Raw genomic sequence first — 24,727 nt, forward strand, 5'->3', positions numbered from 1 at the left:
ATTTTTCCACGAAAACGTGGCAAAAACGTGGGGCGAACGCTGAAAGAACGCTCGAATCCCGCGTAGACCTCATCGGGCGTCGCGGCTAATACGCCGGCGATGCATCCGTCCGAGCAGCCTGCGGCCAGGAAGAAGCTGACCCCGGTGATGCGCCAGTACGAGGACGCGAAGGCGCTCCACCCGGACGCCGTCCTCTTCTTCCGGATGGGCGACTTCTACGAGATGTTCAACGACGACGCGGTCCTCGTGTCGCGCGCGCTGAACCTGACGCTCACGAGCCGCAACAAGGGGGAGCCCGAGGAGTCCCCGATGGCCGGCGTCCCGCACCACGCCGCGCACGGGTACATCGCGCGGCTCCTCGCGCTCGGCCACAAGGTGGCGATCTGCGAGCAGATCGGGGACCCGTCGAAGATCAAGGGGCTCGTGCCGCGGCAGGTGGTGCGCGTCGTCACGCCGGGGCTCGTGACCGAGACAGATCAGCTCGACGCGCGCGCCAACCACTACCTGGCGGCCGTCGACGGCGGCGGCGCGCCGCGGGGCGACGGCGGCGCCGCGGGGGGGCCGTACGGCCTCTCGCTGCTCGATCTCTCCACGGGCGAGCTCTCGGCCACCTCGCTCCCGGACGCCACGGCGCTGCTCGCGGAGCTCGCCCGCGCGGATCCGCGCGAGGCGCTGATCGCCCGGGACCTGCCGGACATCCGCGCGGCCGCGACCTCGCTCTCCTGCCGCGCGGCGCTGCGCGACGACGACGAGCTCGACAGCGCGCAGGTCGCGTCGATCCTCGACGACGCCGCGATCGAGCCGATCTCGGCGGCGGCGCTGGCCGAGCACCCGCTCCCGGCGGTGCGCGCGGCGGCGCGGGCGCTGCGCTTCGCGCGCCGCTGCAGCCCCGGCGCGCGCATCCCGGTGCGCCGCATCGCCCCGCACGACACCTCGGGCACGCTGCGCATCGACGAGACCGCCCAGGCGCACCTGGAGCTCGCGCGGGCCGCCGACGGCGGCCGCCGCGGCTCGCTGCTCGACGTCATCGACGGCACGGTCACCCCGGGCGGCGCCCGGCTCCTGCGCCGCCGCTTGCTCACGCCGCTCGCGGACGTCGCGGCCATCCGCCGGCGCCTCGACGAGGTGGAGCTCTTCGTCGCGCACCCGCGCGCCCGGGGCGAGCTGCGGGAGGCGCTCGGCGGCGTCGGCGACCTCGAGCGCCTCAGCGTCCGCGCGCTCCTCGGCGAGGCCACCCCGCGCGACCTCGGCTGCCTGCGCGACGGCCTCACGGCGGCCCCGGGAGCCGTCGCCGCGGTCCGGTCGATCCCCGACCTCGGCGACGCGGGCGCCGAGCCGCTGCTCGCCGAGGCGGCGGCGGTGGATGTCGTCGCCGACGTCCGCGCCGAGCTCGCCGCCGCGCTGATCGAGCGGCCGCCGCCGAACGCGCGCGAGGGCGGCATCTTCCGCGAGGGCTACGACGAGGAGCTCGACGAGGCGCGCGCCGTCGAGAAGAACGCGACGGAGCTCATCCTCGCGCTCGAGGCGAAGCTGCGCGCGCAGACGGGCGCGCCGTCGCTCCGGGTCAAGTACACGCGCGTGTTCGGCTGGTACATCGAGGTGACGCGCGCGCACGTCGCCAAGGTCCCGGAGACCTTCCGCCGCAAGCAGACCGTCGCGACCGGCGAGCGGTACACGAGCGACGAGCTCGACGAGCTCGCCGACAAGATCGAGCACGCCGGCGCGCGCGCGCTGGAGCGCGAGGCGGCGCTCTTCGAGCGCCTGCGGGGCCTCGTGGCGAAGAGCGAGGGCCGCCTCCGCGCCCTCGCGCGGAAGGTCGCGTCGTGGGACGTCGCCGCCGCCCTCGCCGACGTCGCCCACCGCAACGACTACGTGCGGCCGCACGTCACGTCGGGCGAGGCGATCGCGATCCGCGACGGCCGCCACCCCGTGGTTGAGCGCTACGCGGCCGCGGGGCACTTCGTGCCGAACGACACCCGCCTCGATCTCGCGGGCGAGCGGCTCTGGCTGATCACGGGCCCCAACATGGCCGGCAAGTCGACGCTCATGCGCCAGGTCGCGCTCATCGTCGTGCTCGCGCAGATGGGCAGCTACGTGCCGGCGCGCGAGGCGGAGATCGGCCTCGTCGACCGGATCCTCTCGCGCGTGGGCGCGAGCGACAACGTCGCGCGGGGCGAGAGCACGTTCATGGTCGAGATGCGGGAGACGGCCGAGATCCTCCGCGACGCAACGCGAAGATCGCTGGTGATCCTCGACGAGATCGGCCGGGGCACGAGCACGTACGACGGCCTCGCGATCGCCTGGGCGGTGGCCGAGCACCTGCTCGACGCGATCGGCTGTCGCGCCCTGTTCGCGACGCACTACCACGAGCTGACGGAGCTCTCGTCGCGCGCGCCGGGCATCGCGAACTACTCGGTCGCCGCGCGCGAGCACGGCGACGACGTGATCTTCCTGCACAAGCTCGAGGCGGGCCCCGCGAGCCGCAGCTACGGCGTGGCGGTCGCGCGGCTCGCGGGCGTCCCCGAGGGGGTGCTCGCGCGCGCCCGCGCGATCCTCGCGACGCTGGAGTCGGGCGCCGCGCTGCCGGGCGGCAAGCACGCCTCGCTCCGCGGCCGCACGCGCGGCGGCGCCGCGCAGCTCGACCTGTTCGTCCCCGCGCAGGCGGCGGTGGCGCCGGAGCAGGCGGCCGTCATCGAGACCCTGCGCTCGGTGGACGTCGATCGGCTCGCGCCGCTCGACGCGCTGAGGCTCGTGGCGAAGCTGAAGGGCCTGCTCGGCGGCGCCGGCAAGTGACGGCGGCCATCGCGCCGGCCGCGGCCGGCGCGGCTCAATCCGGCGGCGCGATCTCCCGGAGCTCGGTGCCGCCCGCGTACGCGTAGCTCACGAACGAGTCGAACCCCGTGACGAGCAGCCCCACGGGCGCGGAGGCCGCGATCCGGTGCACGCCGTCGCGCTGCCGCCCGGGCAGCACGTTGTCCGGCGCCGGCTGCGCCGGATCGATCGTCGCGAAGCTCAGCTGGCAGCGATAGACGACGAACGGCGGCGCGCGGCGCCCGCGCTCCTCGTCGGTGAGCCCGTCGGCGGGCGCGATCTCGCACTCCTCCGGCCCGAGCGCCACGCCGTCGAGCCGCACGACGGCGGACGGCGGCGCGATCACCGAGATGAAGTCGAACGCGTACTTGTCCGGCGTCAGGAACACGTAATCCGGCCGGAACTGCTCGATCGGCGGCAGGATCACGAGGCTCGGGTCTCCGCCCGGCAGCCCTTGCCTGACCCCGGTCGCGTTCTGGCTGGCCATGATCTGCCACACGATGACCGGCTCGGAGCTCTCGATCAGGAAGTCGCCCCAGGCCATCACCTCGTGGAACTGGCCCTGCGACGACAGCGTGATCTGGTCGTCCGGCGGCGGCAGGGTCGTCTTGATCACGGCGCCCTGGCCGGTGGCGGCCATGATCCTGACGTACTCCGGCTCGGGCACGACCTCGATCTGCGCGCCGGCCTCCTTCACCGTCTGCGACCGGTTCGGCGTGTGCGGCACGGCGAACCGCTTGCCGGTCGCGCGGATCGGATCGAGCTGGTCCTCCAGGTGGTCGGCGCAGCAGCGCCGATCCGCGAGCGTGGCGAAGTGGGGCGCGTCCGAGGCCTCGCTGCCGGTGAAGACCGCGATCGGCTGATCGGCCCTGACGATCGAGCCGGTGAAATCCGCGTTGAACCCGCCGGTCTCCAGGTTGAGCACGTCGAACGCGCCGAGCTTTACCTCGATCGACCCGCCCGCCGGCGTCTCCGGGACCGGCCCGCCGCCGACGACCTTCGCCGTCGTCTTCACCTGCACGGTGGTCTCCTCGCGCGTCCCGACGATGGTCAAGAACGCCCGCAGATCGATCGGGTTCAGCGGATCGAAGTTCGTGTCCGGATCGTCCGTGCTCGCGATGGTCTGCGGCCACCCGGCGACGACGTACGCCGTCGACATCGCGCCCGGGTTGTACGTCAGCGCCTCCCGCGGCTTCAGCAGCGAGGCGTCGTTGGAGAACACGTTGGCGTTCTCCAGCGGGTTGAACTGGTAGGCGACCACGGGAAACTTCGACGTGATCTTGTACGCGTGCCGCGTGAGCGCCGTGTGCGTGCCCGTGTTGTACTTGCCCTCCGGGCTGCCATCGACCTCGCGCGGCCCGAGCTTGAACACCTGGAGGTAGAGCGGCGCGATCAGCGCGCTCGCGATCTCCACGGGGGCGGGCGCGTCGCCGGGCGCGCCGTCGTCCCGGAAGATGTGGACCTCGTTGGGCACGTCCGGCTGCGGGTTCGACACCACCACCGCGAACTGCTGCGCCGCCGCGTTGCTCGTCGCGTCGATCCGCGCGTTGTCCAGATCGACCGCCCAGTACTCGCACCCCACGTTGCTCCGCTCGACCTCGGCGACGGCGCAGAGCGGGAGGCAGCTGCCGCCCCGGCACGCCTCGGCGGCGTCCGTGTCGCACGTGTCGAGCACGTCGCCGAAGCTGCCGTCCGGCTCGCAGGTCACGACGTCCTGCCCTCGGCACGACGTCACGCCGGGCACGCACGGCCTGCACCCGAGCGCGATCGACGCGCACACGAGCCCCCGGGCGGCGCAGTCGTCGAGCGTGACCCAGGCCGGCCCCGCCGCCGTCTCCTCGCAGCGCGTGAGCTCCGCGCCGCAGCGGGTCTCGCCGGTCGTGCAGGCCGGCGGCTCCTCCGGGCGATCGCCCCACCGCACGCCGCTGTCGAAGCAGCTCGGCGACAGCGCGAGCCCCGCGGCGGTGGCGAGGAGGGCGGCGGCCGCCGCGGGCCGCGGGCGGGCGCGGCGTCGTGACCTGCGGGCGCGCGTCGGGGGGAGCGGCTCGCTCATCACAGGTGCGCGCTGAAGCTGTCGAGGGAGTAGGCCGCCATCCCTTGCGGCTTGAGCTGCCGGTAGACGAGCTTGCCGTAATCGAAGGCGCCGTACCGCGCCCCGTACACGCCGATCGTGACCGGCCCCGGCGGCAGCGCGCCGTGCTCGAGCCCGAGCTGCCGGAGGTCCGGCAGCTCGACGGCGTGCGACCCTGCCGGCACGGCCACGGTCCACCGGATGAGCCCGCTGCCGCTCGCGATGTCGTAGACGCTGAGGTCGACGGGCGCGCCCGCGCTGAACGAGGTCGCGAGGTGCGCGCCGTCCCAGGCGGTGTTCTGCGCCGGCGTCTCCACGGTCGGTACGCCCACGAAATCGCCGATGCGCACCGGCGCGCTCGTGCTCGTCGAGAGCACCCGCCCGACGACCGACAGCGGCGCGAGCCCGGCCTGGCCGGTGACGGCGCGCGCCGAGGAGTGGTAGCTCGCCCCGAACAGATCGCGGTTGAGCGGCGGGACGCCAACGAACGTCAGCCGCCCGTCGAACGGGATCAGCGGGCTCTGCGCGCCGATGGGCAGCGTGGCGAACCCGTCGTTGCCGACCATCAAGGACACGTTCGCCTGGATCCGATCCGGCCCCTTCGGCCCCTTCGCGGGCGCGATGACGTCCATCGAGAGGGCGTGGTCGAGCGGCTGGTCGATCCGCACGAACACGTCCCTCGTCACCCGGTTCGGGAGCAGCGGGATCCCGCGGACGACCCCCATGGCGTAGGCGGTGAACCGCGGCGGCGTCGTCGATCGATCCTCGAGCCCTGCCAGCGCGTAGATCGAGCGGTTGCCGGGCGCGAGGTACATCGTGAACCCGTGCCCGAGCTCTCCCGACGTGTCCGGGGTGATCGCCTGGTACTCGGGCGGCAGCCTGAAGGTCGCGAGCGGATCGACCCCCGTCGTGAACACGTACGCCGCCTGGCGCTCTGTCGCGCGCCTCGGGCTCGGGATGTTGCCCCACGCGGCGCTCCCCGGGTCGAGCGACTTATCCCAGACGAGCTCGCCTTCGAGCGCGCCCGCGTTGCCCACCTTGCCGCCGACCGGCGGGGGCGGATCGCCGGAGGCGCCGCAGGCGGGGGTGAGCACCGGGTCCAGGTACACGGTCACCGTGTCGACCGGCACGTCGACGAACGAGATCGGGCTGTGGCACGTCGCGGCGACGGTGACGGTCCGCGGGGCGTCGAGCGAGGGGTTCTCGAAAACGACGACGCCGGACGCGTCCGCAACGCCGTCGAGCGCGGACGACACGTCGTTGCCCACGAGGACGCGCGCCCCCGGGATCGGGTCGCCCGTGAAGTTGTTGTAGGCGAGGACCTTGAGCCGCCCGGCGAGGGGGGCGCCGCTGAGCCCGCCCTTGTAGCCGTTCTGGCTGTCCTCGTAGGTGTAGCCGTCGAGCACGAGGATCGTGTCGTCGCCGGTCGTCACCGAGATCGTCTTCGCGCCCGGCGTGCCCTGGGGCACGGTGCAGACGAGCCGGGTCGGCCCGTCGACGGCGAGCGACGTGCACGGCTTCTGATCGATCCTGGCGACGGTCGTCGCGTCCCAGCGCGTGCTCTGCCCGACGAGCTCGATCGTCGTCCCGCCGGAGATCGGCCCGCTCGATGGAGACGCATAGAGCGCGTCGTAGACGTAGCCGCCCGGCAGCGATCTCCGGGTCGAGGTGTCGTCGCCGTTCTGCGCCGCGAGCTCCACCGGCCCTGCTTCGCCCGGCGGCGCCGCCACCTGGACCCGGCTGGGATCGATGGGCACGATCGCGGACGGATCGACCTCGACGTCGCCGAACCAGACGCGGACCTTGGAGCTGAAGCCGTTGCCATGGAGCAGGACGCGCTGGCCTCCGTTGAACGGACCGTGCGTCGGGTCCGCGCCGAGCAGGGCGTGGGGATCGGCGTCTGGCAGCCCCGTGCTGGTGGTGGACGACGTTGTCTGCGGGTCCACCCCGAAGTCGCCGCCGCCGTCGCCGTCGGTCTGCCGGCGGATGCCCTCGGGGGCCGAGGCGATGCAGGCGGAGACGACCCCGAGGCTTGCGCAAATCGGGGCGAAGCGTGCAGTAAGAAAGCGTCGTGACGCGGTTCGCACGGAACCGAGTCTACGCCATCGTGGGTGCCGGGCCACGGCGCGCGCGCAGGAGCGGCGCGCGGCGCGGGGCGCCGCGCTCCCGCTTCCCGAACCCTGCGGAACCACGTGATAATGTCGCCCGCTGGCGCCCCGGCGCCGCCGCTTGACAAGCGCGGCGCATCGGGGTAGCAAACCGCCCCCTTCTCGCGGCTCGTGACGAGGGGGACAGCGGAGGTTGAATCCTCGCTTTCGCTGTCGCAGCGCCCAAATCCACACGCTCTCCTGGCACCCACGGCATTCCGCGACCCGGTGCCCCTCGACACGGACGTTTTTCCCATGTCCGCGCGAGGGGTTGGTGGCGGGAGGGGGAGCGGCGGACCAACCGAAAGGACAAAGCCGTGACCGATACAAGCTTCTCCGAATCCGTTCCCGCGGCCGACACCATGCAGGCCGTTGCCCCCCAGCCCGGGGAGTTCCCGCTCCCGCTCCGCTCGCTGCTCGACGCGGGCGTGCACTTCGGCCACCAGACCAAGCGCTGGAACCCGAAGATGCGGCCGTTCATCTACGGCGCGCGCAACGGTATCCACATCATCGATCTCGACCAGACGACGCGGCTCTTCAAGCGCGCGTACGACTTCCTGACCGACGCCGTCGGCCGCGGCGGCCACGTGCTGTTCGTCGGCACGAAGCGCCAGGCGCAGGACATCGTGCAGGAGGAGGCCCGGCGGTCGGGCATGTACTTCGTCACGAACCGCTGGCTCGGCGGCACGCTGACGAACTTCCGGACCATCAAGCAGGGCCTCGATCGCCTCCGCACCCTCGAGCGCATGAAGGAGGACGGGACCTACGAGCAGCTGCTCAAGAAGGAGGTCGTCCGGCTCGAGAAGGAGCGCGATCGGCTCGAGAAGTACCTGGGCGGCCTCAAGGGCATGGGCGGCCTCCCGGCGGCGATCTTCGTGATCGATCCGCACCAGGAGTCGATCGCGATCAGCGAGGCGCGCAAGCTGAACGTCCCGGTCGTGGCCATCACGGACACGAACTGCGACCCGGATCTCGTCGACTTCGTGATCCCTGGCAACGACGACGCCATCCGCTCGATCCGGCTGATCACGGCGCGCGTCGCGGACGCGTGCGTCGAGGGCGCGCAGCGCCGCCGGGATCACGGCGACGGCTCGCAGCCTCCGGCCGGCGGCCGCGGCCAGCGCGACGAGATCAACGTGTACCAGGGCGGCCGCGGCGGCCGCGGCGGTCCGCGCCAGCAGGCGTCGTAGCGCGGCGCGAGCCGCGTCGGAGCGGCCCAGCGCTCGGGCGGCGGGGGTGACGGCGTCGCCTCCGCCCGGGAGACGCGGCGATCGCAGGAGCGCAGGGGGCGCGGGGACAGAAATGAAAATTTCGCGCCTCTGCGCCTTCTGTGCCTCTGCGGTTCGGCCGGCTCGTCGCGCGGGCCCTCGTGGTCATCAGTCTGAAGTGCGATGAAGAGGGGCCGCTCGGCGCGGCCTCTTCCTATCTAGGTTGTGAAGGAGAAAGAGCCATGGCCGGCATCAATGCTCAGGCGATCAAGGAGCTTCGTGAGCGTACCCAGGCGGGGATGAGCGACTGCAAGGGCGCCCTCACCGAGGCCGAGGGCGACATGGAGAAGGCGGTCGAGATCATCCTGAAGAAGGGTCTCGCGAAGAGCGCCAAGCGGGCCGGCGCGTCCGCCACCGAGGGTGAGGTTCGCGCGGCGGTCGCGGCCGATCGGCGCAGCGCGACGATGGTCGAGGTCAACATCCAGACCGATTTCGCCGCCCGCAACGACGCGTTCCGGCAGTTCGTCGGCGAGGTGCTCGCCGCGGCCGAGAAGGCGCCCGGGGGCTCGGACGCGAGCCAGCTCTCGATCGGCGGCAAGTCGGTCGCCGACGCCGCGACGGAGCTGACCGCGCGCATCGGCGAGAAGGTCGCTGTGCGCCGCTGGGATCGCGTGTCGATCCCCGAGGGCAAGCACGGCGTCGCGCACGCGTACGTGCACCTCGGCGGCAAGATCGGCGTGCTCGTGGCGGTCGAGGCGTCGAGCCAGGCGGTGGCGGAGCACCCCGAGGTGCAGAAGTTCATCGACGAGACGGCGATGCAGGCCGCCGCGATGAGCCCGCTCGTCCTCCGTCGCGACGAGGTCTCGGCGGACCTGAAGGCCAAGCAGCAGGAGATCTTCGAGGCGCAGCTGCGCGAGGATCCGAAGCCGAAGCCCGAGGCGGCGTGGCCGAAGATCATCGAGGGCAAGTTCAACAAGTGGTACTCGGAGGTCGCGCTCCTCGAGCAGGAGTCGGTCGAGGCGGCGTCGCGCGGCGTGGCGGGCCAGACGATCGACAAGCTGCGCCAGGCGGCGGAGAAGGCGGCCGGCGGCGAGCTCACGCTCACGCGCTTCGTGCGGTACGAGCGCGGCGAGGGCATCGCCAAGAAAGAGGACGACTTCGCCGCCGAGGTGGCGAAGATGGCCGCGAGCTGACGCGGTCCGATGCGGGGGCGCCTCGCCGCCGTCTCGATCGACCTCGACGAGGTCCCGAACTATTTTGCCATTCACGGGCTCGCCGTCCCGGAGCGCTCCGGGGCGGCGGTCTCGCTGAGCGCCGTCTATGACACGGCGCTGCCGCGCATCGCGGCCTTCGCCGCGTCCCACGGCATCCCTGTCACGCTGTTCGCGATCGGCCGCGACCTCGCCCGCCCCGAGAGCGCGGCGGCGTTGCGCGCGCTGAGCGACGCGGGTCACGCGGTCGAGAACCACTCGTTCGGGCACCGTTACGACCTCTCGCAGCTCCCGCGCGCCGCGATCGCGTGGGACGTCCTGCTCGGCGCCGAGGCGATCGCCGAGGCGGTCGGCCGGCGTCCGACGGGCTTCCGCGCGCCGGGGTACACGGTGAGCGACGCGCTGTTCGACGCGCTCGATGCGGTCGGGGTCGCGTTCGACTCCTCGGTGTTCCCGTGCCCGCCGTACTACGCTGCCAAGGCGCTCGCGATGGGGGTGCAGCGCGTGAAGGGGAGGGGATCGTCGGCGATCCTGGACACCCCGCGCGTGCTCGCGGCGCCGCGCCGGCCTTACCGGCCCGGGCGCCCGTGGTACGCGCGGGGCGGGCGGCGCTTCGTCGAGCTGCCGATCCAGGTGACGCCGGGGTTGCGGCTGCCGGTCATCGGGACGAGCGTGGCGCTTTCGGGCGCCGCCGGTGCGCGGCTCCTGGCGCGCGCGTGCGCGGGGGAGGCGCTCGTCAACCTGGAGCTGCACGGGATGGATTTCCTCGACCGGGGCGACGGCCTCGAGGCGCTCGCGCCGTACCAGCCGGAGCTCCGTGTGCCGCTCGGCAGGCGGCTCGCGGCGCTGGAGGCGTTCGTGGAGGAGGTTGCTCGGGGAGGGGCGACGTTCGTGCGGCTGGACGAGGCGGCCAGCGAGCGCGGGCTCATCGTGTGACGGGGAGTCGACGTCGGCTGGCGGCGCGAATTGCCTGACGAGCAGGGGGCCGTCAGCCCCTAGAGCACCGATCAGCTTGAAATGCCCGGGAATGAAGAGATTTGAACCACAGAGGCACAGAGGACACAGAGGGACAACAAAAAAACTCTGTGCCCTCTGTGCCTCTGTGGTTCATTTTCTCGGGGTTTCAACCTGTTCGGTGTCCTAGGCGGCCTCGGCGTGTCCGTGTGGGACGAGCTGCGCCGCGCCGCAGAGCGTTCGCTCTGAGCCTCGCAGTCGGCGGCAGGCCTGCGGCGCGGCTGTTGCCGGCTGGAGGCTAGGGAAGGCGATGATGCGATGCGTCGTGCGCGCGTCCCCGGCGCGTCGTGCGCGCATCCCCGGCGCGTCGTGCGCGTTCCCGAGGTCTCCGGCGCGCGGGGGCGACAGGCTTCCCGCGCGCCACTCCCGCCTCGTGCGCGCGTTCGACCCGCCTGCGCGCGCGTCTCGCCATGCTGCGCGCGCGCCTCGGCCCGCTTGTGCGCTGGCCTGACCGGGGTTGCGCGCGGCTCTGCGCCGGTCTCACGCGCGCCGTCCGCCGTCGTGGCGCCGTCCACCCCGCGTCGCGCGCGCGCGGCGCCCCGCCGTGCGCCCCCTCGCCGCCCTCGTGCGCCATCCCGGCGCGGTGTGTCCCGCCGGCCGGGACGGATCGCCGCGACGTGATCTTGCTCAGCGGAGATGCCCGCTTTTCTTCCATCGACGCGTTCCCCTAGATTTTCCTCTCATGACCACTTCCAAGATCAAGAAGCCCGCGCCGGCCACCTCGCCGGCGGAGGTACCGACCGTTTCATCCACCACCGTCACCCTCGACTCGCTCGCTCGCGAGCTCGGTCCCGCGGACGGCGCGTTCGCCGCGCGGACGTACGCGGGGATCCCCGAGGAGGATCTCGTCGCGGAGGGGACGCGCATCGATTCGCAGAGCCTCATCGACGATGTCCCGCATTTCGTCGCCTCGGCGCGGCGGATCCTTGGCTCGCTGTCGGAGGCGCAGCGCGGCAAGGTGCGCATGCCCGCGGCGCTCTTGCCGCTGCTCGTCGCCGAGGCGGGCAGGCTCCAGGCGATGAAGCGGTCGCACGAGGCCGCGGCGACCGAGGTCGCCGGCGCGAGGGCCGCGCTCGAGGTGCAGGGGCGGAGCGCGATGCGCGACGGCATCGGCGAGCGCGATCTCTGCTACGACGGCCTGCGCAACGCGCTCGGCGCGCGCCGCATGGCGCGGGTCGACGCCGTGGTGGGGCGCGCGGATTCCCCCGAGAGCCTCGCCAAGGGCCTCGAGGCGCTCGCGAGCTTCATCGATGAGACCCGGAGGGCCGATCCGGCGCAGGACGCGGAGGTCCTCGAGGACTACGGCGTCGGCGCCGAGTGCGCGGCCGCGCTCCGCGTCGCGGCGCAGCGGGTGCGCGGCATCGGCGGCGTCCAGATCGCCGCAGGGCGCCGGGTGACGCAGCGGGCGCTCGATCTGCAGGACGGGAGGGTCGCGATCGTGATCGAGAAGATCCTCCGCGCCTTCAGGGCGGCGCGCCGGGTCGATGGAACGATCCTGGTCCCCGAGCTGAACAAGGCCGCCTGGATGTTCGAGGCCCGCTCGGGCAGCTCCGCCAAGAAGCCCTCGCCCGGCGGAGAGAAGCCCGCGCCCGGCGGAGAAAAGCCCGCGCCCGGCGGAGGCGGAGCGCAGGGCGATGTCCCCGCGGCGCAGGAAGAGACGACGCCGATCCTCGGCGCCGGTGGCTGATCCTCGTCCCCGGCCCCCCTGGGCGGCGCATGCCGCGCGCGATCGTACGAGGCCCCCTCCGCGCCTCAGCTCGCGACGAGCCGCCGCGCGAACGCCATCCCGAGCACACCGGCGAGCAGGCACCCGACGACGGTGACCACGACATTCACCGCGCCCGTCATCCACGCGCGACCCTCGAAGAGCTTGAGCGTCTCGTGGTTGAAGCTCGAGTACGTCGTGAACCCCCCCATCACGCCCGCGCCCAACCCGAGGCGGAGCGTCGGCGACAGCAGCTCCGTCGTCGCGGCGACCTGCAGGATGACGCCGAGCAAGAACGACCCGATCACGTTGACCGCGAGCGTCCCATACGGAAACCCGGCGCCGAAGCGCTGCTGGCACCACGTCGATAGACCGTAGCGGGCGAGGGTCCCCGCCGCGCCGCCGAGCCCGATCCAGAACCACCGATCCATTCGCTTCACTCTATCGCGCCCGTCGCACCCGTTGCGCCCGGCGGCTGCTCCCTTGCTTCTTCCCGGCCGATGTCCCAAGGCTCGCCGGGTGAAGCGCCGCTTCAACACGACCGGCCCCTGCCGCCCCGATCTGCACTACATGATCCCGGCGGACAGCCGGCTGCCCGAGGCCCCGGGCCTCGTCGAGCAGATGGGCTATTTCGTCGTCCACGCCCCCCGGCAGACGGGCAAGACCACGGCCCTGCGCGCCGTCGCCGAGCGGCTCACCGCTTCGGGCCGCCATGCCGCCGTCCTCTTCTCCTGCGAGGAGGGCAGCGCCGCCGGCGACGACTACGGCTCCGCCCAGCGCGCCATCCTGCGCGAGCTCACGCGCGCGGCCCAGATCGCGCTCCCGCCCGAGCTCCAGCCGCCCCCGTTCTCGCTCGAGGGCGACGAGGGCCTCCTCTCCGCGGCGCTCACCGGCTGGGCGCGCGCTTGCCCGCGCCCGCTCGCCCTCATCTTCGACGAGATCGACTCCCTGCGCGGCCAGGGCCTCCTCAGCGTCCTGCGCCAGCTCCGCGCCGGTTTCCCGAGCCGTCCCGAGCATTTCCCCGCGTCGGTCATCCTCTGCGGTCTGCGCGACGTGCGCGATTACAAGGCCGCGAGCGGCGGTGATCCCGAGCGCCTCGGCACCGCGAGCCCGTTCAACATCAAGGTCGATTCCTTGCGGCTCGGAGACTTCTCCGAGGAAGAGCTGCGTGCGCTGTACGCCCAGCACACCGAGGACACCGGCCAGGTCTTCGTCGATGCGGCGCTCGGCCGGGCCTTCGAGCTCACGGCCGGCCAACCCTGGCTGGTCAATGCCCTCGGCCGCGAGATCGTCGAGAAGATGGCCGTCCCCCTCGACGAGCCCATCACCCTGGCGCACGTCGAGCAGGCCAAGGAGCGGCTCATCCTCGAGCGCGCCACCCATCTCGACTCGCTCGTCAGCAAGCTCGCCGAGCCCCGCGTCCGGCGCGTGCTCGAGCCCATGCTGGCGGGAACGTACGAGGGCGGCGGCGACACGTACGACGACGACGCCTCCTACGTCCGCGATCTCGGCCTCGTGGCCCAGGGCAAGCCGCTGCGCGTGGCGAACCCCATCTACCGCGAGGTGATCGCCCGCGTCCTCGCCTCGTCGGCCGAGGAGCGGATCGACGCCCCGCCCGAGCGCTTCCTCCTGCCCGACGGCCGCCTCGCCTTCCGGCGCCTGCTCCGCGCGTTCGCCGCCTTCTGGCACGAGCACGGCGAGGTGCTCGCCTCCGGGATGCCGTACCCCGAGGTCGCCCCGCAGCTCGTCCTGATGGCCTTCCTCCAGCGCGCGGTGAATGGCGGCGGCTTCATCGATCGCGAGTACGGCGTCGGCCGGGGGCGCATCGATCTGCTCGTCCGCTTTCCCTACCGCAAGCCCGACGGCTCCCGGGCCGTCCAGCGGCGCGCGCTCGAGCTCAAGGTGTGGCGCAAGGGCCAGAAGGACCCGCTCCGCGAGGGCCTCGCCCAGCTCGACGACTACCTCGCGTGCCTGCGTCAAAGGCGCGGGACGCTCGTGATCTTCGACGCCCGCGGGCCGCTCGCCCGCAACGCACCTCGGTTCGACGAGGCCACGACGCCCCGCGGCCGCCGCGCCTCGGTGCTCCGCCTGTAGCGGCGCCGCCGCGGCGGGCAGCGCCTCGTGCATCGCAGCGGGCAGCGCCTCGTGCATCGCGGCGGGCAGCGCCTCATGCAGCGCAGCGAACAGCGCCTCGCGCGCCGCAGCCGGCCGCGCGTCGCAGCCGGCCGCGCCGCCGCGCCCTACTCCGCCGCCTTCCTGAACTCGATCACCCGGCCGCCCTCGCTGTCCGCCAGCGCCGGCCGGTTCACCCGGGAGATGTGATCCGGCGCGACCCCCGCCGCCGCGATGAACTGGCGCGCCTGCTCGTTCTCGCCGGACGCCAGCTCGTCCGGCGTCCCCGACGCGACGACCCGCCCCTGGATCACGAGGAACGCCTTGTGCGCGATGCGGAACGTGCTCGCCATGTCGTGCGAGATCACCACGCTCGTCACCTTGTGGCGCGACCGCGTCTCCTCGATCAGATCGTCGACCATCCGGCTCGTCAGCGGATCGAGCCCGCTGGTCGGCTCGTCGTAGATCAGGATCTCGGGCTCGAGCATCAGCGCGCGCGCCAGACCCACGCGCTTGCGCTGCCCGCCCGAGAGCTCCGACGGCATCCGGTCCTCCTTGTTCTCGAGGCCGAGCGAGTTCAGCATCCCCACGACCTTCTCGCGGATGTCCCGCTTCGACATGTGCTTCCGGTGCTCGCGCAGCGGGAACGCCACGTTGTCGAAGATCGTGAGCGAGTCGAGCAGCGCCGCGTACTGGAACACCATGCCGAACCGCTGGCGCATCCGGTTCATCTCGTAGTCGTCGAGCACGCCCATATCCACGCCGTCGACCCAGATGTGCCCGCTGGTCGGCCGCTCCAGGCCGATGAGCAGCCGGAGCAGCGTGGTCTTGCCCGCGCCCGATCCGCCGATGATCACCGCCGTCTCGGTCCGCCGGAGGTGCATGGTGATGCCGTGCAGCACCTTCGTCGCCCCGAACGACTTCTTGATGTCGTCGACGAAGAGATGATCCCCCGGCTCCCACCCCGCCGGCATCGCGACCCCCGGCTGCGCCCCGGAGGCGGCCCCGCTCCGGGGGGGCTGGCTGGGCGGCCTTCTCGACATCGGCGCGGCACGGTACCACGGAGGGGGCCCCGCAGGACGCCGATCGCCTTGCATTGCCGTAAGGGCGAGCACGCGCTTGACGCGGCCGGGCGCGGGACGGAAACGTTGCTCATGACCGACGACCTACTCAAGGCAGCCCTCGACACGGCCGAGGCCAAGACCGACAAAGACGGCTGGGCCGAGCTCCCCGAAGGGCGCGCGCTCACGCTCTACGCAGCCCACGAGGGCGTGTCGCTCCCGGTGACAAAGATCGATGCCGTGCTCAGCGTGGGCGGGCTCCTCAAGGCGCGCAGCACCAAGGGCGAGACCTTCGTGCTCGCGCTGAAGGATGTGTTCGCCATCGCCCTCGACGGCGGCGGTGGCAAGGGATCCCAGGCCCGGAAGGCCGGCTTCCTCGGCTGACCGCGGCGCCCTTTCATGGCCAGATCGCCGAGAGCGGGAGGAGGTCCTGCGGCACGCTCCGCCGAGCGGGCGGTCGACCTCGCGCTCGCCGAGCTGGAGCGCCGCTTCGGCCTGGGCCGCAGCCTCGCCGCCCCGGGATGGGTGCGCGAGCGGGTCCTCGCCGTCCTGAGCGCCGTGGCCGCGCGCCAGGGCGTGTCCCCGCTCGCGTCCGCCGAGCGGCTGCACGAGGACAGGGACGCCATCGAGGACATCGTCAGCGCCCTCCGCGTCGGCGAGACGCGCTTCTACCGCGATCCGATCATCTGGGAGGCCATCGCCACCTCGGTGCTGCCCAGGATCCCGCCCGACGTCCCCATCGCCGGCCTCTCCGCCGGCTGCAGCACCGGCGAGGAGGCCTATACCCTGGGGATGGTCCTCGCCAGCGCCGGCCGCCGCTTCAGCGTGCTCGGGGTCGATCGCGCCGCTCCGGCGATCGACGCGGCGCGCGAGGCCGCCTACTCGGCCGAGGCCGCCGAGCAGCTCCCCCCGGCCTTCGCTCAGCGCTACTGTGAGCAGAAGGGCGGCGCGCTGCACGTCGGCCAGAAGCTCCGTGACGTCGTCTCCTTCGAGGTCTGCGATCTGGTCCACGCCGTGCCGAGCGGCGGCTTCCAGATCATCTTCTTCAAGAACGTCCTCCTGTACCTCGCGGAGCCCGCGGGCGACGCGGTCGCCCGCCGCCTCGCCGCCGAGCTCGGCCCCGGCGGGCTCCTCTTCTCGGCCGCGAGCGAGGCGCCGCGGCTGTGCGGCGCCGGCCTCACCGCGGTCAGGGTGAACGCGCACGTCACCGCCTTCCGCGCCCCGGGCGCCTGAGAAAGCGACAACCCATCGCATGAGCGTCGACCTCTCCCCCATGTCCAGGCCCAGCGGGCTCGCCGAGCTCCGCGCCGCCTACGCGCGCGAGCGCGCTGAGCTCGATCGCACCGCGCCGAGCGGCCCCACCCCGGCCGCCGATCCGTCCTCGCTCGGGGTCGCCCTCGGCCGGCGCCACGCGCGCCTGCTCGACGAGCTCCTGGCGCGCCTCTTCCACCTGCTGCGCGAGTCCGGCTCCCCGAGCCGCGCCGCGTGGGACGCGGTCGCCATCGCCGGGGTCGGCGGCTACGGCCGCGGCGCCGCCGCCCTGCGGAGCGACCTCGACGTGCGCATCCTCGCCCACGACGCCCAGCGCGCCAGCGCCATCGCGGACGCGCTGCTCTACCCGCTCTGGGACATGGGGGTCACCGTGGGACACCAGGTCGTCACCATCGACGACCTCGTCGAGGGCGCGCGCGAGGATCTGCCCACCGCGACGAGCCTGCTCGACTGGCGGCACGTCGTCGGCGACGCGTCGATGTCCGAGTCGCTCTGGCAGCGCGCCGCCGCGGGCCTCTTCGCGCACTCGGAGCTCCCCCGCTTCATCGAGCGGCTCGGGAAGGAGATCTCGCAGCGGCACGAGCGCTTCGGCGGCTCGGTCTACCTGCTGGAGCCGGACGTGAAGAACGGCGCGGGCGGGCTGCGCGACCTCGACGTCGCCCGCTGGGCGGCGAAGGCGCGCTACGGCGTCGGCGAGTTCGGCGCGCTGGTCCGCTTCGGCGCGCTCGTCGCCCGCGAGGCCGAGGAGATCCGCAACGCCGCGGAGATGCTCTGGCGCATCCGCAACCTCCTCCACGCCCACTCCGGGCGGCGGACCGACCGGCTGACGTTCGACGAGCAGGAGCTCTGCGCGGGCGTGCTCGGCTACAACAAGGCCGCCGAGGCGGCCGGGAGCGGCCGGGAGGGCGCGCCACCGCCCGACGAGCCCGCCGTGTCGCCCGAGGCGATCGAGCGGATGATGAGCGATTACTACCGGAGCGCCCGGACCATCTCGCGGGCCCTCGACATGATCGTCTCGCGCGCCACGCCGACGCTCACGAAGCGCCGCCGCCGCGACGAGGACCTCGGCGGCGGCATCCGCCTCTTCGACGGCTGCATCACGATGAGCGATCCGGATCTGCTCCGGACCGATCCGCCGATCGCGCTGCGGCTCGTCGCCGCGGCCGTCGAGCGCGGCGTCCCGCTCCTGCCCTACGCGCGCGGGGCGATCGTCCGCGCCGCCGGCGACCCGGCGTTCTGCGCGGTGCTCCGCGAGAGCCCCGAGGCGGCCGAGCTGTTCCGGACCCTCGTCGCCACGTGCAAGGAGACGGCGCTCCAGAGCGGCTCCGTCGTCCGCGAGCTGCACGACCTCGGCCTCCTGCTCGCCATGATCCCCGAGTTCTTGCCGGTCGTCGGGCGCGTCCACCACGACGTCTACCACGTGTACACGGTGGACGTGCACTCGGTCGCCGCGGTCGATCGGCTGGCGTCGCTCGTGCGGGGCGAGCTCGCGGGCGAGTTCGGGCTCCCGTGCCGGCTCGCCGCCGAGGCGACGCGGCCGACGATGCTGTTCTTCGCCACGCTCCTGCACGACGTGGGCAAGGCGATCGGGGGGACCGATCACAGCCGGCGCGGCGCCGAGATGGCGCGGAAGATCCTGGAGCGGCTCGGCTTCCCTCCGGAGGACATCGACGAGGCGTGCCACCTCATCCTGAAGCACCTCGTGATGTACCTCATCGCGACCCGGCGCGATCTCGACGACCCCGCGACGATCTCGGAGTTCTGCCAGGAGGTGCACGGCCGCGAGGGGCTGCGCGATCTCTACCTGCTCACGGTCGCCGATCTGTCGACAACGAGCCCCACGTCGATGACGTCGTGGAAGGCGCGGATGCTCGACGAGCTCTACCTCTCGGCGGACGCGGCCCTGCGCGGCGCGCGGGGGGAGGGCGGGCCGCTCGGCGTCGACGATCAGCGCATGGCCCGCGCGATCAGCGAGACCGTGGGCGCGCTCGAGGATCTCCCGGCCGCGAGCGAGGCGGAGCGGCGCGCGCAGCGGGACTTCCTGGCCCGATACCTCGCGTCGATGCCCGAGCGCTACCTCCTCGCGAACAGCCCGGCCGCGATCGCGGCGCACTCCGAGCTCGCGCGGCAGCAGGAGGGCGGCGGGAACAGCGTCTCGGTCGCGCTCGTGCCGTCGCGCCACCCGGAGGCCGCGGAGCTCTGCATGGTCGCGCCGGATCGACCCGGCTTGCTCGCGGCGATCACGGCGGCGCTCGCCTCCTCGCGCCTCGAGGTCCACGCCGCGCAGATCCACTCGCGCGCGAGCGACGACCCGGGCGCCGACGAGAGCGGCGCGCTCCGCGCGAGGACGGGCTCGTTTCCGCCCGCGGGCGTGCGCCTGCAGGCCGTCGACCTGTTCTGGGTGCGCGATCGCAGCGAGGGGGTAGCGGGGGTGGCCCGCGCCATCCCGAAGCTCGTGGCCGACATCCAGGCGGCGCTCTCGGGCCAGATCTCCGGCGCCGAGCTCGCCAGGAAGCGCCGGGGCGGCGGGCTGCGCGAGCGCCCGACGCCGAAGGTCAAGACGCAGATATCCATCGACGACCGCGCGTCCCATCACACGGTGATCGAGGTCCTCACGCGCGACCGCCCCGGCCTCCTGTTCGCGATCTCGGACGCGCTCTACCAGCTCGGCCTCTCGATCTCGGTCGCCAAGATCAACACCGAGGGGACGCGCGTGGCCGACGTGTTCTATGTGAGCGAGGCGGACGGGACGAAGGTCGCGAACGGCAAACGGCTGCAAGAGGTCGAGGAGCGGCTGCACGCGGTGCTCCAGGGCCTGGACGGCGAAGGGAGTGTCGGATGAACAAGAGATGGCTTTCGCGCGCGGGGCTCGCCGCGCGTCGCGGCGGTGTGTGTGTGGCGCTCGCGGCGTGCGTCGCGGCGTGCGGGGGGGCGCAGGAGCCCCCGCGCGAGCAGTTCGCGGATCCGCTGCTCGCCGATCCGCCCGACGGCAGCGACGCGGCGACCTCGAAGGGGACGTCGACGAGCGCGCTGGACCGGGGCGTCGCTTACATCAAGAACGAGAAGTACGAGGAGGCGAAGGAGCACCTCCTCCGGGCGATCGAGCACGAGCCGAGCAGCGCCGAGGCGCACTACTACCTCGGGCTCGCGCGCGAGAAGACGAGCGACCGCGCCGGCGCCGAGGCGTCGTACAAGAAGGCGCTCGCGAGCGATCCCAAGCTGGAGGCCGCCGCGCTGAACCTGGCGGCGCTCTACCTGGACGAGCCGCCCCGGCCCGACGAGGCGATCGCGGTGCTCTCGAAGGCGATCGAGCAGGCGCCGGGCCGCTCCGCGCTTCACCAGAACCTGGGCTACGCGTACGGCCTGAAGCGCGACGTCGCGAGCGCGAGCAAGCACTACGAGGCGGCGCTCAAGGCCGAGGACACGGCCGCCACGCGCTTCGCCTACGGCGCGATGCTGTTCGAGGCGAAGGAGCTCGACCGGGCCGCGGCCGAGCTCAAGAAGGCGCTCGCCGCGACCGGCGACGACGTGGCGACGATCGCGACGATCGGGCGGATGCTCGGGCCGGCCAGGGCGTACGCCGACTGCGTGGCCGCGTTCGACCGCGCCATCAAGCTGAAGCCGGAGGCGGAGTTCCATGTGCGCCGCGGCACGTGCCGGCACGAGCTCGGCGATGAGCCGGGGGCGCGCGCGGACTTCCAGGCGGCGATCAAGGTGGACCCGCGGTTCGCGGCCGCGCACTACTACCTCGGCCTGTCGTTCCTGGCCGAGCGCAGGCCGCAGAGCGCGCTCGCGGCGCTCACCGAGGCCGGCAAGCACGGGGGCGACACCGAGATCGGCAAGCGCGCCCGCGCCAGGGTGAAGGAGCTCAGCGCCAGGGTGAAGTAGCGCGGCCTTCCGCCGATCCCGCTCGCCGGAGCGGGGCGGCGGTGCGTCCGGCGCGGGGCGGCGGTGCGTCCGGCGCGGGGCGGCGGCTCACGCGCCGAGCAGCGCGATGATCCTGTCGAGCTCGTCGAGCGAGCCGTACGTGACGCCGAGCTCGCCGCGGCCGCCCTCGTCGCGCACCTCGACGCGCGTCCCGAGCCTCCGCGTGAGGCGCGCCTCCAGGTCCTTGATCGCGGGCGACTTCCCCTCGGGCTTCTTCTCGCCAGGGTCCTCCGCGCCGTTCGCGGCCCGGCTCTCCTTCTCCTTCGCCGCCTTGATCAGCGCCTCGACCTTGCGGACCGGGAGCTTGCCGTGGACGGTCCGCTCGGCGACGTCGGCCATCACCTTGTCGCTCGGCGCCCCGAGCAGCGCGCGCGCGTGGCCCTCGCTGAGCTCGCGCGAGATCACCATGCTGCGGATCCGCTGCGGCAGCCGGAGGAGCCGGAGCGAGTTGACGATCGTCGTGCGGTCCTTGCCGACGCGCTCCGCCAGGGTCTGGTGCGTGTAGCTGTGCTCGCGCAGCAGCCGGTCGAACGCCTCGGCGATCTCGATCGCGTTCAGATCGGCCCGCTGCACGTTCTCGACCAGCGCCAGCTCGAACGCCTCCTTGGGGGAGACGTCCTTGACGACGACGAGCACCTCCCTGAGCCCCGCGCGCTGCGCGGCGCGCCACCGCCGCTCGCCCGCGATGAGCTCGAAGCTGTCCTTTCCGGCCTGCGTCCTGCGCACGATGAGCGGCTCGATGAGCCCGTGCTCGCGGATGCTCCCGGTGAGCTCCTCCAGCTCGGCCTCGTCGAAGTGCTGCCGCGGCTGCCCCTTCTGCGGGACGATCTTCTCGATCGCGCAGACGAACACGCTGCGCCCCTCGGCCGCCGTCGACGTCGCCGGCGGCGGCGCCGGGAGCAGGGCGTCGAGCCCCCGTCCGAGCGCGCGTCGCGCCCCTTTCTGATCGGCATTCATGATCTGGGTCGTGCGTCCCTCGCGCGCGCTCCGGTGGTGGGCGGGGGCTCGGCCTGCGGCTCCGCCTCGTCGTCCCCGCGCTGCGCCTTCTTCGGAGCTGCCGCGGCGGCGGGCGGGCCGTCCAGGATCTCGCGCGCGAGGCTCAGGTAGCCCTGCGCCCCCTTCGACTGCGCGTCGTAGAGCAGCGCCGGCTTGCCGTGCGACGGCGCCTCGCTGAGCTTCACGTTGCGCGGGATGATCGCGTCGAAGACGCGGAAGTGCGCCCTCACCTCGTCGGCCACCTGGTGGGTGAGCGAGTTGCGCCCGTCGAACATCGTCAGGACGACGCCCTCGACCGTGAGCTCCGGGTTGAAGGCGCTCCTCACCCGGTCGATCGTCGCCATGAGGTGCGTCAGCCCCTCGAGCGCGTAGTACTCGCACTGGAGCGGCACGAGCACGCGGTGCGCCGCGGTGAGCGCGTTCAAGGTGAGCAGCCCGAGCGACGGCGGGCAGTCGAGGACGACGAACGCGTACCCGTCGAGCTGCGGGCGCAGCGCCTGGCGCAGCCGCGTCGCGCGGTCGTCCGCGTCGACAAGCTCGAGCTCCGCCGCGACGAGGTCCTGCGTCGCGGGCACCACGTCGAGCAAGGGCACCTCGGTCGCGACGATCGCCTGCTTCAGCGCTGCCTGACCGATCAGGACGTCGTAGAGGGACAGCTCGAAGCTCCCCCGCCGCACGCCGACGCCGCTCGACGCGTTCCCCTGAGGATCGCAGTCGACGAGCAGCGTCCGGTACTCCGCCGCGGCGAAGCTCGCGGCCAGGTTGACCGAGGTCGTGGTCTTGCCGACGCCCCCCTTCTGGTTGGCGACGGCGAAGATGACAGGCGAAGGCTTGGGAGCGGAACCGGGCTTGCCGGGCGCGCCCCCCTGGTTGAGCGATGGCATCGTGCTGTGTCGCGTCCGACCCGGCTGCTTACACGACCCCCACCGGCACGTCGAGAGATGCAGGTGTCTCCGCTGCATGTTCGAACGGACGCGCAGGTCCGGCCCGGCCTGGCCCGGGCTCCGGGCTCTCGTTTCAACGCCCTGGGAGCACCCCTCCGGGCGGCTCCGCGGCGCTCGGGCAGGACCCGGACGCTGGACGGCGCCCGCCTGCTCGCCGTTCCCCCACCGTTCGCTCGTCGGATTGTTGGCCTGAACGGCAGTGGTGTCTACAGTGGCCCACATGTCGCTTGGTGTGGTCAAAGGTGACCGAACGACGAGGCCGTTGGTCCGCGGGCGAGCCCCGGGGCGAGGTCGTTGCTTCGGCCTCGGGGGGGCGCTGCTGTCCGGCGGCGACTCCGGCCCGGTCGATCGGATCCTTGCCCACGCGTTCTGGTGCGACGGGGGCGAGCCTGCGTTGCTCGCTCCTGCGCAGGTCCTCGTGCTTTCGCCTTCGCTTCAACGCAGGTCGGCGCTCGGCTCGCGCCGTCGTCTGCCCTCGACGCGCGTCGAGGGTCGGCGCTGACCGCTCCTTGATCACGGACGTGGTGCCCAGCTTCGCCGAGCAGATCGACGCCACGACGTCGCCTCGGCACATGTGAGGAGGACAGATGCCGCTTCCCAGGTCGTATCAGAACTTTGCAGAGTTCGAGCGCGAGATTCTCCGCCCGAACCGTGTGGGCTTCTCGCTCGAAGACATCGTCGAGGAGGGCCCCTTCGATGCCGAGCTCGATTTCGAGAAGGACCCCTTCGACGCCTCGGACAACGACTGAGCGCGACGGAGCGGCGCGCGAGACCCGACGGCCCCGCGCTCGGCCCGGTGCGGGCGCCGCGCAGCCCATCAGCTTGCACGATCCCTCCCGGGATCCCCGAGCCTCGGCGGCCGCCTCTCCGCCGGGGCTCCTTTTTTTAAAGCAGCGTCCTGTCGGTCGTCTTGACCCCCCCAGCGACGCGTGGCACGAGTGCCGCCCTTCGAAAAAAACGCCATGCAAGTCAACGTCGAAAAGCTTTCTCCCGTGCTGATGGAGTTTCAGGTGGAGGTCCCCGCGGACCGGGTCCGGAGCGAGGTCGACAAGGCCTATTCGGCGCTCCAGCGGACGGCCCGGGTCCGGGGCTACCGGCCTGGCAAGGCGCCGCGCCAGGTGCTTGCGCACCTCTACGGCGGCCGCATCCACGCCGATGTCGCCCAGCGGCTCGTCGACTCCACGCTGAACCAGGCGCTCGCCGACAAGCAGGTGCAGCCCCTGTCCCAGCCCGCGATCGCGCCCGCCGAGCTGCGCCCCGACGACGCGTTCTCCTACAAGGCCCGCTTCGAGGTCCGCCCCGACATCGCCGAGGTGACGTGGGAGGGCTTCGAGGTGAAGCGCCCCTCGACCACGCCGACGGAGGAGATGATCGACGCCGAGCTCACCGCCCTTCGGCGCGAGCACTCGACGCTGCAGGCGCCGGAGCCGGAGCGCCCGGGCGCCAAGGGGGACATGGCGACGCTCTCGTTCACCCTCGAGGTCGCCGGCGCCCTCCGCGACGCGAAGCAGCAGGAGATCGAGACCGAGCTCGGCAGCGGCCAGATCTTCAAGGAGATCGAGGACGCGCTCCTCGGGATGACGCCCGGCCAGTCGAAGGACGTCCCGGTCACGTTCTCCGAGCAGCACTCGAACGCGGATCTGCGGGGCAAGCAGGCGCTCTTCCACATCACGCTGAAGGACCTGCGCGAGCGCATCTTCCCGGAGGTCGACGACGAGTTCGCGAAGGACTGCGGCGAGGAGAGCCTGACCGCGCTCCGCGAGTCGGTCCGCAAGAAGATCGAGAAGGAGCTGACCCAGCGCGCGAGCGACGCGGTCGCCGAGCAGCTCGTGATCGAGCTCTGCAAGGCGAACCCGATCCCGGTCCCGCCGTCGCTCGTCGATCAGCAGGCGCAGCTCGCCGAGCGCGAGCTGCTCGCGACGGCCCGGCGGCAGGGGCAGCGCGTCGATCCGACGCCGGAGTTCCGCGCCCGCGTGCGGCTCGACGCCGAGATGAAGGTGCGCGCGGGCCTGGCCATGGCCGAGATCGCGAAGGCGAAGGCGGTCAGGATCACCGAGGCCGATCTCGAGAAGGGCTACCAGGAGCTCGCCGAGCAGAGCGGCAAGAACGTCGCGAAGATCAAGGCGGAGTACCGCGAGCCCCAGAAGCGCGAGCTCTTCGCCGGGATGATCCTCGAGGACAAGATCCTCGACATCATCGAGGCCGCCGCGAAGGTCACGGACGCGAGCTAGCCGCGGCGCCGCGCCGC

Annotated in this window: 18 protein-coding genes; 12 read left to right on the plus strand and 6 right to left on the minus strand. The window is 72.6% G+C overall.

All coding sequences use genetic code 11. From position 1 onward, the window contains the following. Nucleotides 1–99 precede the first annotated feature (99 nt). Nucleotides 100–2,793, plus strand: a complete 2,694-nt coding sequence (gene mutS / locus WMF17_RS15900) for a DNA mismatch repair protein MutS (RefSeq protein ID WP_437602936.1) — start codon at nucleotides 100–102, stop codon at nucleotides 2,791–2,793. A gap of 34 nt (nucleotides 2,794–2,827) precedes the next feature. Here the strand turns inward: mutS and WMF17_RS15905 are convergent, their stop codons facing one another. Next, nucleotides 2,828–4,864, minus strand: a complete 2,037-nt coding sequence (locus tag WMF17_RS15905; RefSeq protein ID WP_437602937.1) for an IgGFc-binding protein — start codon at nucleotides 4,862–4,864, stop codon at nucleotides 2,828–2,830. Continuing rightward, complete coding sequence (locus WMF17_RS15910) at nucleotides 4,864–6,969, minus strand: IPT/TIG domain-containing protein (RefSeq protein ID WP_437650259.1); 2,106 nt, start codon at nucleotides 6,967–6,969, stop codon at nucleotides 4,864–4,866. The genes WMF17_RS15905 and WMF17_RS15910 overlap by 1 nt, the downstream gene beginning before the upstream one ends. Before the next feature lie 422 nt (nucleotides 6,970–7,391). Between WMF17_RS15910 and rpsB the strand changes: the two genes are divergently transcribed. From rpsB to WMF17_RS15930, 4 genes are all read left to right on the plus strand, one after another. Continuing rightward, complete coding sequence (gene rpsB, locus WMF17_RS15915; protein ID WP_437604261.1) at nucleotides 7,392–8,219, plus strand: 30S ribosomal protein S2; 828 nt, start codon at nucleotides 7,392–7,394, stop codon at nucleotides 8,217–8,219. Nucleotides 8,220–8,479: 260 nt separating this feature from the next. Continuing rightward, nucleotides 8,480–9,430 (plus strand): translation elongation factor Ts, encoded by a 951-nt coding sequence (tsf, locus tag WMF17_RS15920; RefSeq protein WP_437602939.1) that lies wholly within the window; start codon nucleotides 8,480–8,482, stop codon nucleotides 9,428–9,430. 9 nt (nucleotides 9,431–9,439) lie between these two features. Then, nucleotides 9,440–10,384: a polysaccharide deacetylase family protein gene (locus WMF17_RS15925; RefSeq protein WP_437602940.1), complete on the plus strand. Its 945-nt coding sequence runs from the start codon at nucleotides 9,440–9,442 to the stop codon at nucleotides 10,382–10,384. A 760-nt stretch (nucleotides 10,385–11,144) separates the two neighbouring features. Further along, nucleotides 11,145–12,149, plus strand: coding sequence for a hypothetical protein (locus tag WMF17_RS15930; RefSeq protein WP_437650261.1), 1,005 nt, complete (start codon nucleotides 11,145–11,147; stop codon nucleotides 12,147–12,149). Nucleotides 12,150–12,214: 65 nt separating this feature from the next. On the opposite strand, the gene crcB is transcribed toward WMF17_RS15930, so the two are convergent. Beyond that, nucleotides 12,215–12,598, minus strand: a complete 384-nt coding sequence (gene crcB, locus WMF17_RS15935; RefSeq protein ID WP_437602942.1) for a fluoride efflux transporter CrcB — start codon at nucleotides 12,596–12,598, stop codon at nucleotides 12,215–12,217. A gap of 88 nt (nucleotides 12,599–12,686) precedes the next feature. Between crcB and WMF17_RS15940 the strand changes: the two genes are divergently transcribed. Beyond that, nucleotides 12,687–14,261, plus strand: coding sequence for an ATP-binding protein (locus WMF17_RS15940; protein ID WP_437650263.1), 1,575 nt, complete (start codon nucleotides 12,687–12,689; stop codon nucleotides 14,259–14,261). Nucleotides 14,262–14,407: 146 nt separating this feature from the next. On the opposite strand, the gene WMF17_RS15945 is transcribed toward WMF17_RS15940, so the two are convergent. Then, nucleotides 14,408–15,322, minus strand: coding sequence for an ABC transporter ATP-binding protein (locus WMF17_RS15945; RefSeq protein WP_437602944.1), 915 nt, complete (start codon nucleotides 15,320–15,322; stop codon nucleotides 14,408–14,410). A gap of 111 nt (nucleotides 15,323–15,433) precedes the next feature. On the opposite strand from WMF17_RS15945, the gene WMF17_RS15950 reads away from it, so the two are divergent. Genes WMF17_RS15950 through WMF17_RS15965 form a run of 4 tightly spaced genes read left to right on the plus strand, consistent with a single transcriptional unit; the run spans nucleotide 15,434 to nucleotide 20,500 of the window. After that, nucleotides 15,434–15,724, plus strand: coding sequence for a hypothetical protein (locus WMF17_RS15950; RefSeq protein ID WP_437602945.1), 291 nt, complete (start codon nucleotides 15,434–15,436; stop codon nucleotides 15,722–15,724). A 15-nt stretch (nucleotides 15,725–15,739) separates the two neighbouring features. Then, the gene (locus WMF17_RS15955) at nucleotides 15,740–16,573 is read left to right on the plus strand and encodes a CheR family methyltransferase (RefSeq protein ID WP_437650265.1); all 834 of its coding nucleotides are present in this window, start codon (nucleotides 15,740–15,742) and stop codon (nucleotides 16,571–16,573) included. A 40-nt stretch (nucleotides 16,574–16,613) separates the two neighbouring features. Beyond that, a complete protein-coding gene (gene glnD / locus WMF17_RS15960; protein ID WP_437650267.1) occupies nucleotides 16,614–19,454 on the plus strand; it encodes a [protein-PII] uridylyltransferase in 2,841 nt (946 codons plus the stop codon). Beyond that, the gene (locus WMF17_RS15965) at nucleotides 19,451–20,500 is read left to right on the plus strand and encodes a tetratricopeptide repeat protein (RefSeq protein ID WP_437650269.1); all 1,050 of its coding nucleotides are present in this window, start codon (nucleotides 19,451–19,453) and stop codon (nucleotides 20,498–20,500) included. The genes glnD and WMF17_RS15965 overlap by 4 nt, the downstream gene beginning before the upstream one ends. Nucleotides 20,501–20,587: 87 nt before the next feature. Here the strand turns inward: WMF17_RS15965 and WMF17_RS15970 are convergent, their stop codons facing one another. Together WMF17_RS15970 and WMF17_RS15975 are read right to left on the minus strand one after the other, a co-directional pair. Beyond that, nucleotides 20,588–21,496, minus strand: a complete 909-nt coding sequence (locus WMF17_RS15970) for a ParB/RepB/Spo0J family partition protein (protein WP_437602949.1) — start codon at nucleotides 21,494–21,496, stop codon at nucleotides 20,588–20,590. Next, a complete protein-coding gene (locus tag WMF17_RS15975) occupies nucleotides 21,493–22,419 on the minus strand; it encodes a ParA family protein (protein WP_437602950.1) in 927 nt (308 codons plus the stop codon). The genes WMF17_RS15970 and WMF17_RS15975 overlap by 4 nt, the downstream gene beginning before the upstream one ends. Nucleotides 22,420–23,066: 647 nt before the next feature. Between WMF17_RS15975 and WMF17_RS15980 the strand changes: the two genes are divergently transcribed. Together WMF17_RS15980 and tig are read left to right on the plus strand one after the other, a co-directional pair. Next, nucleotides 23,067–23,228, plus strand: coding sequence for a transcriptional regulator (locus WMF17_RS15980; RefSeq protein ID WP_437491693.1), 162 nt, complete (start codon nucleotides 23,067–23,069; stop codon nucleotides 23,226–23,228). A gap of 213 nt (nucleotides 23,229–23,441) precedes the next feature. Next, nucleotides 23,442–24,710, plus strand: a complete 1,269-nt coding sequence (gene tig, locus WMF17_RS15985; RefSeq protein ID WP_437602951.1) for a trigger factor — start codon at nucleotides 23,442–23,444, stop codon at nucleotides 24,708–24,710. Nucleotides 24,711–24,727 lie beyond the last annotated feature (17 nt).

This window comes from Sorangium sp. So ce362 (assembly GCF_051519845.1).
Lineage (GTDB): Bacteria > Myxococcota_A > Polyangia > Polyangiales > Polyangiaceae > Sorangium.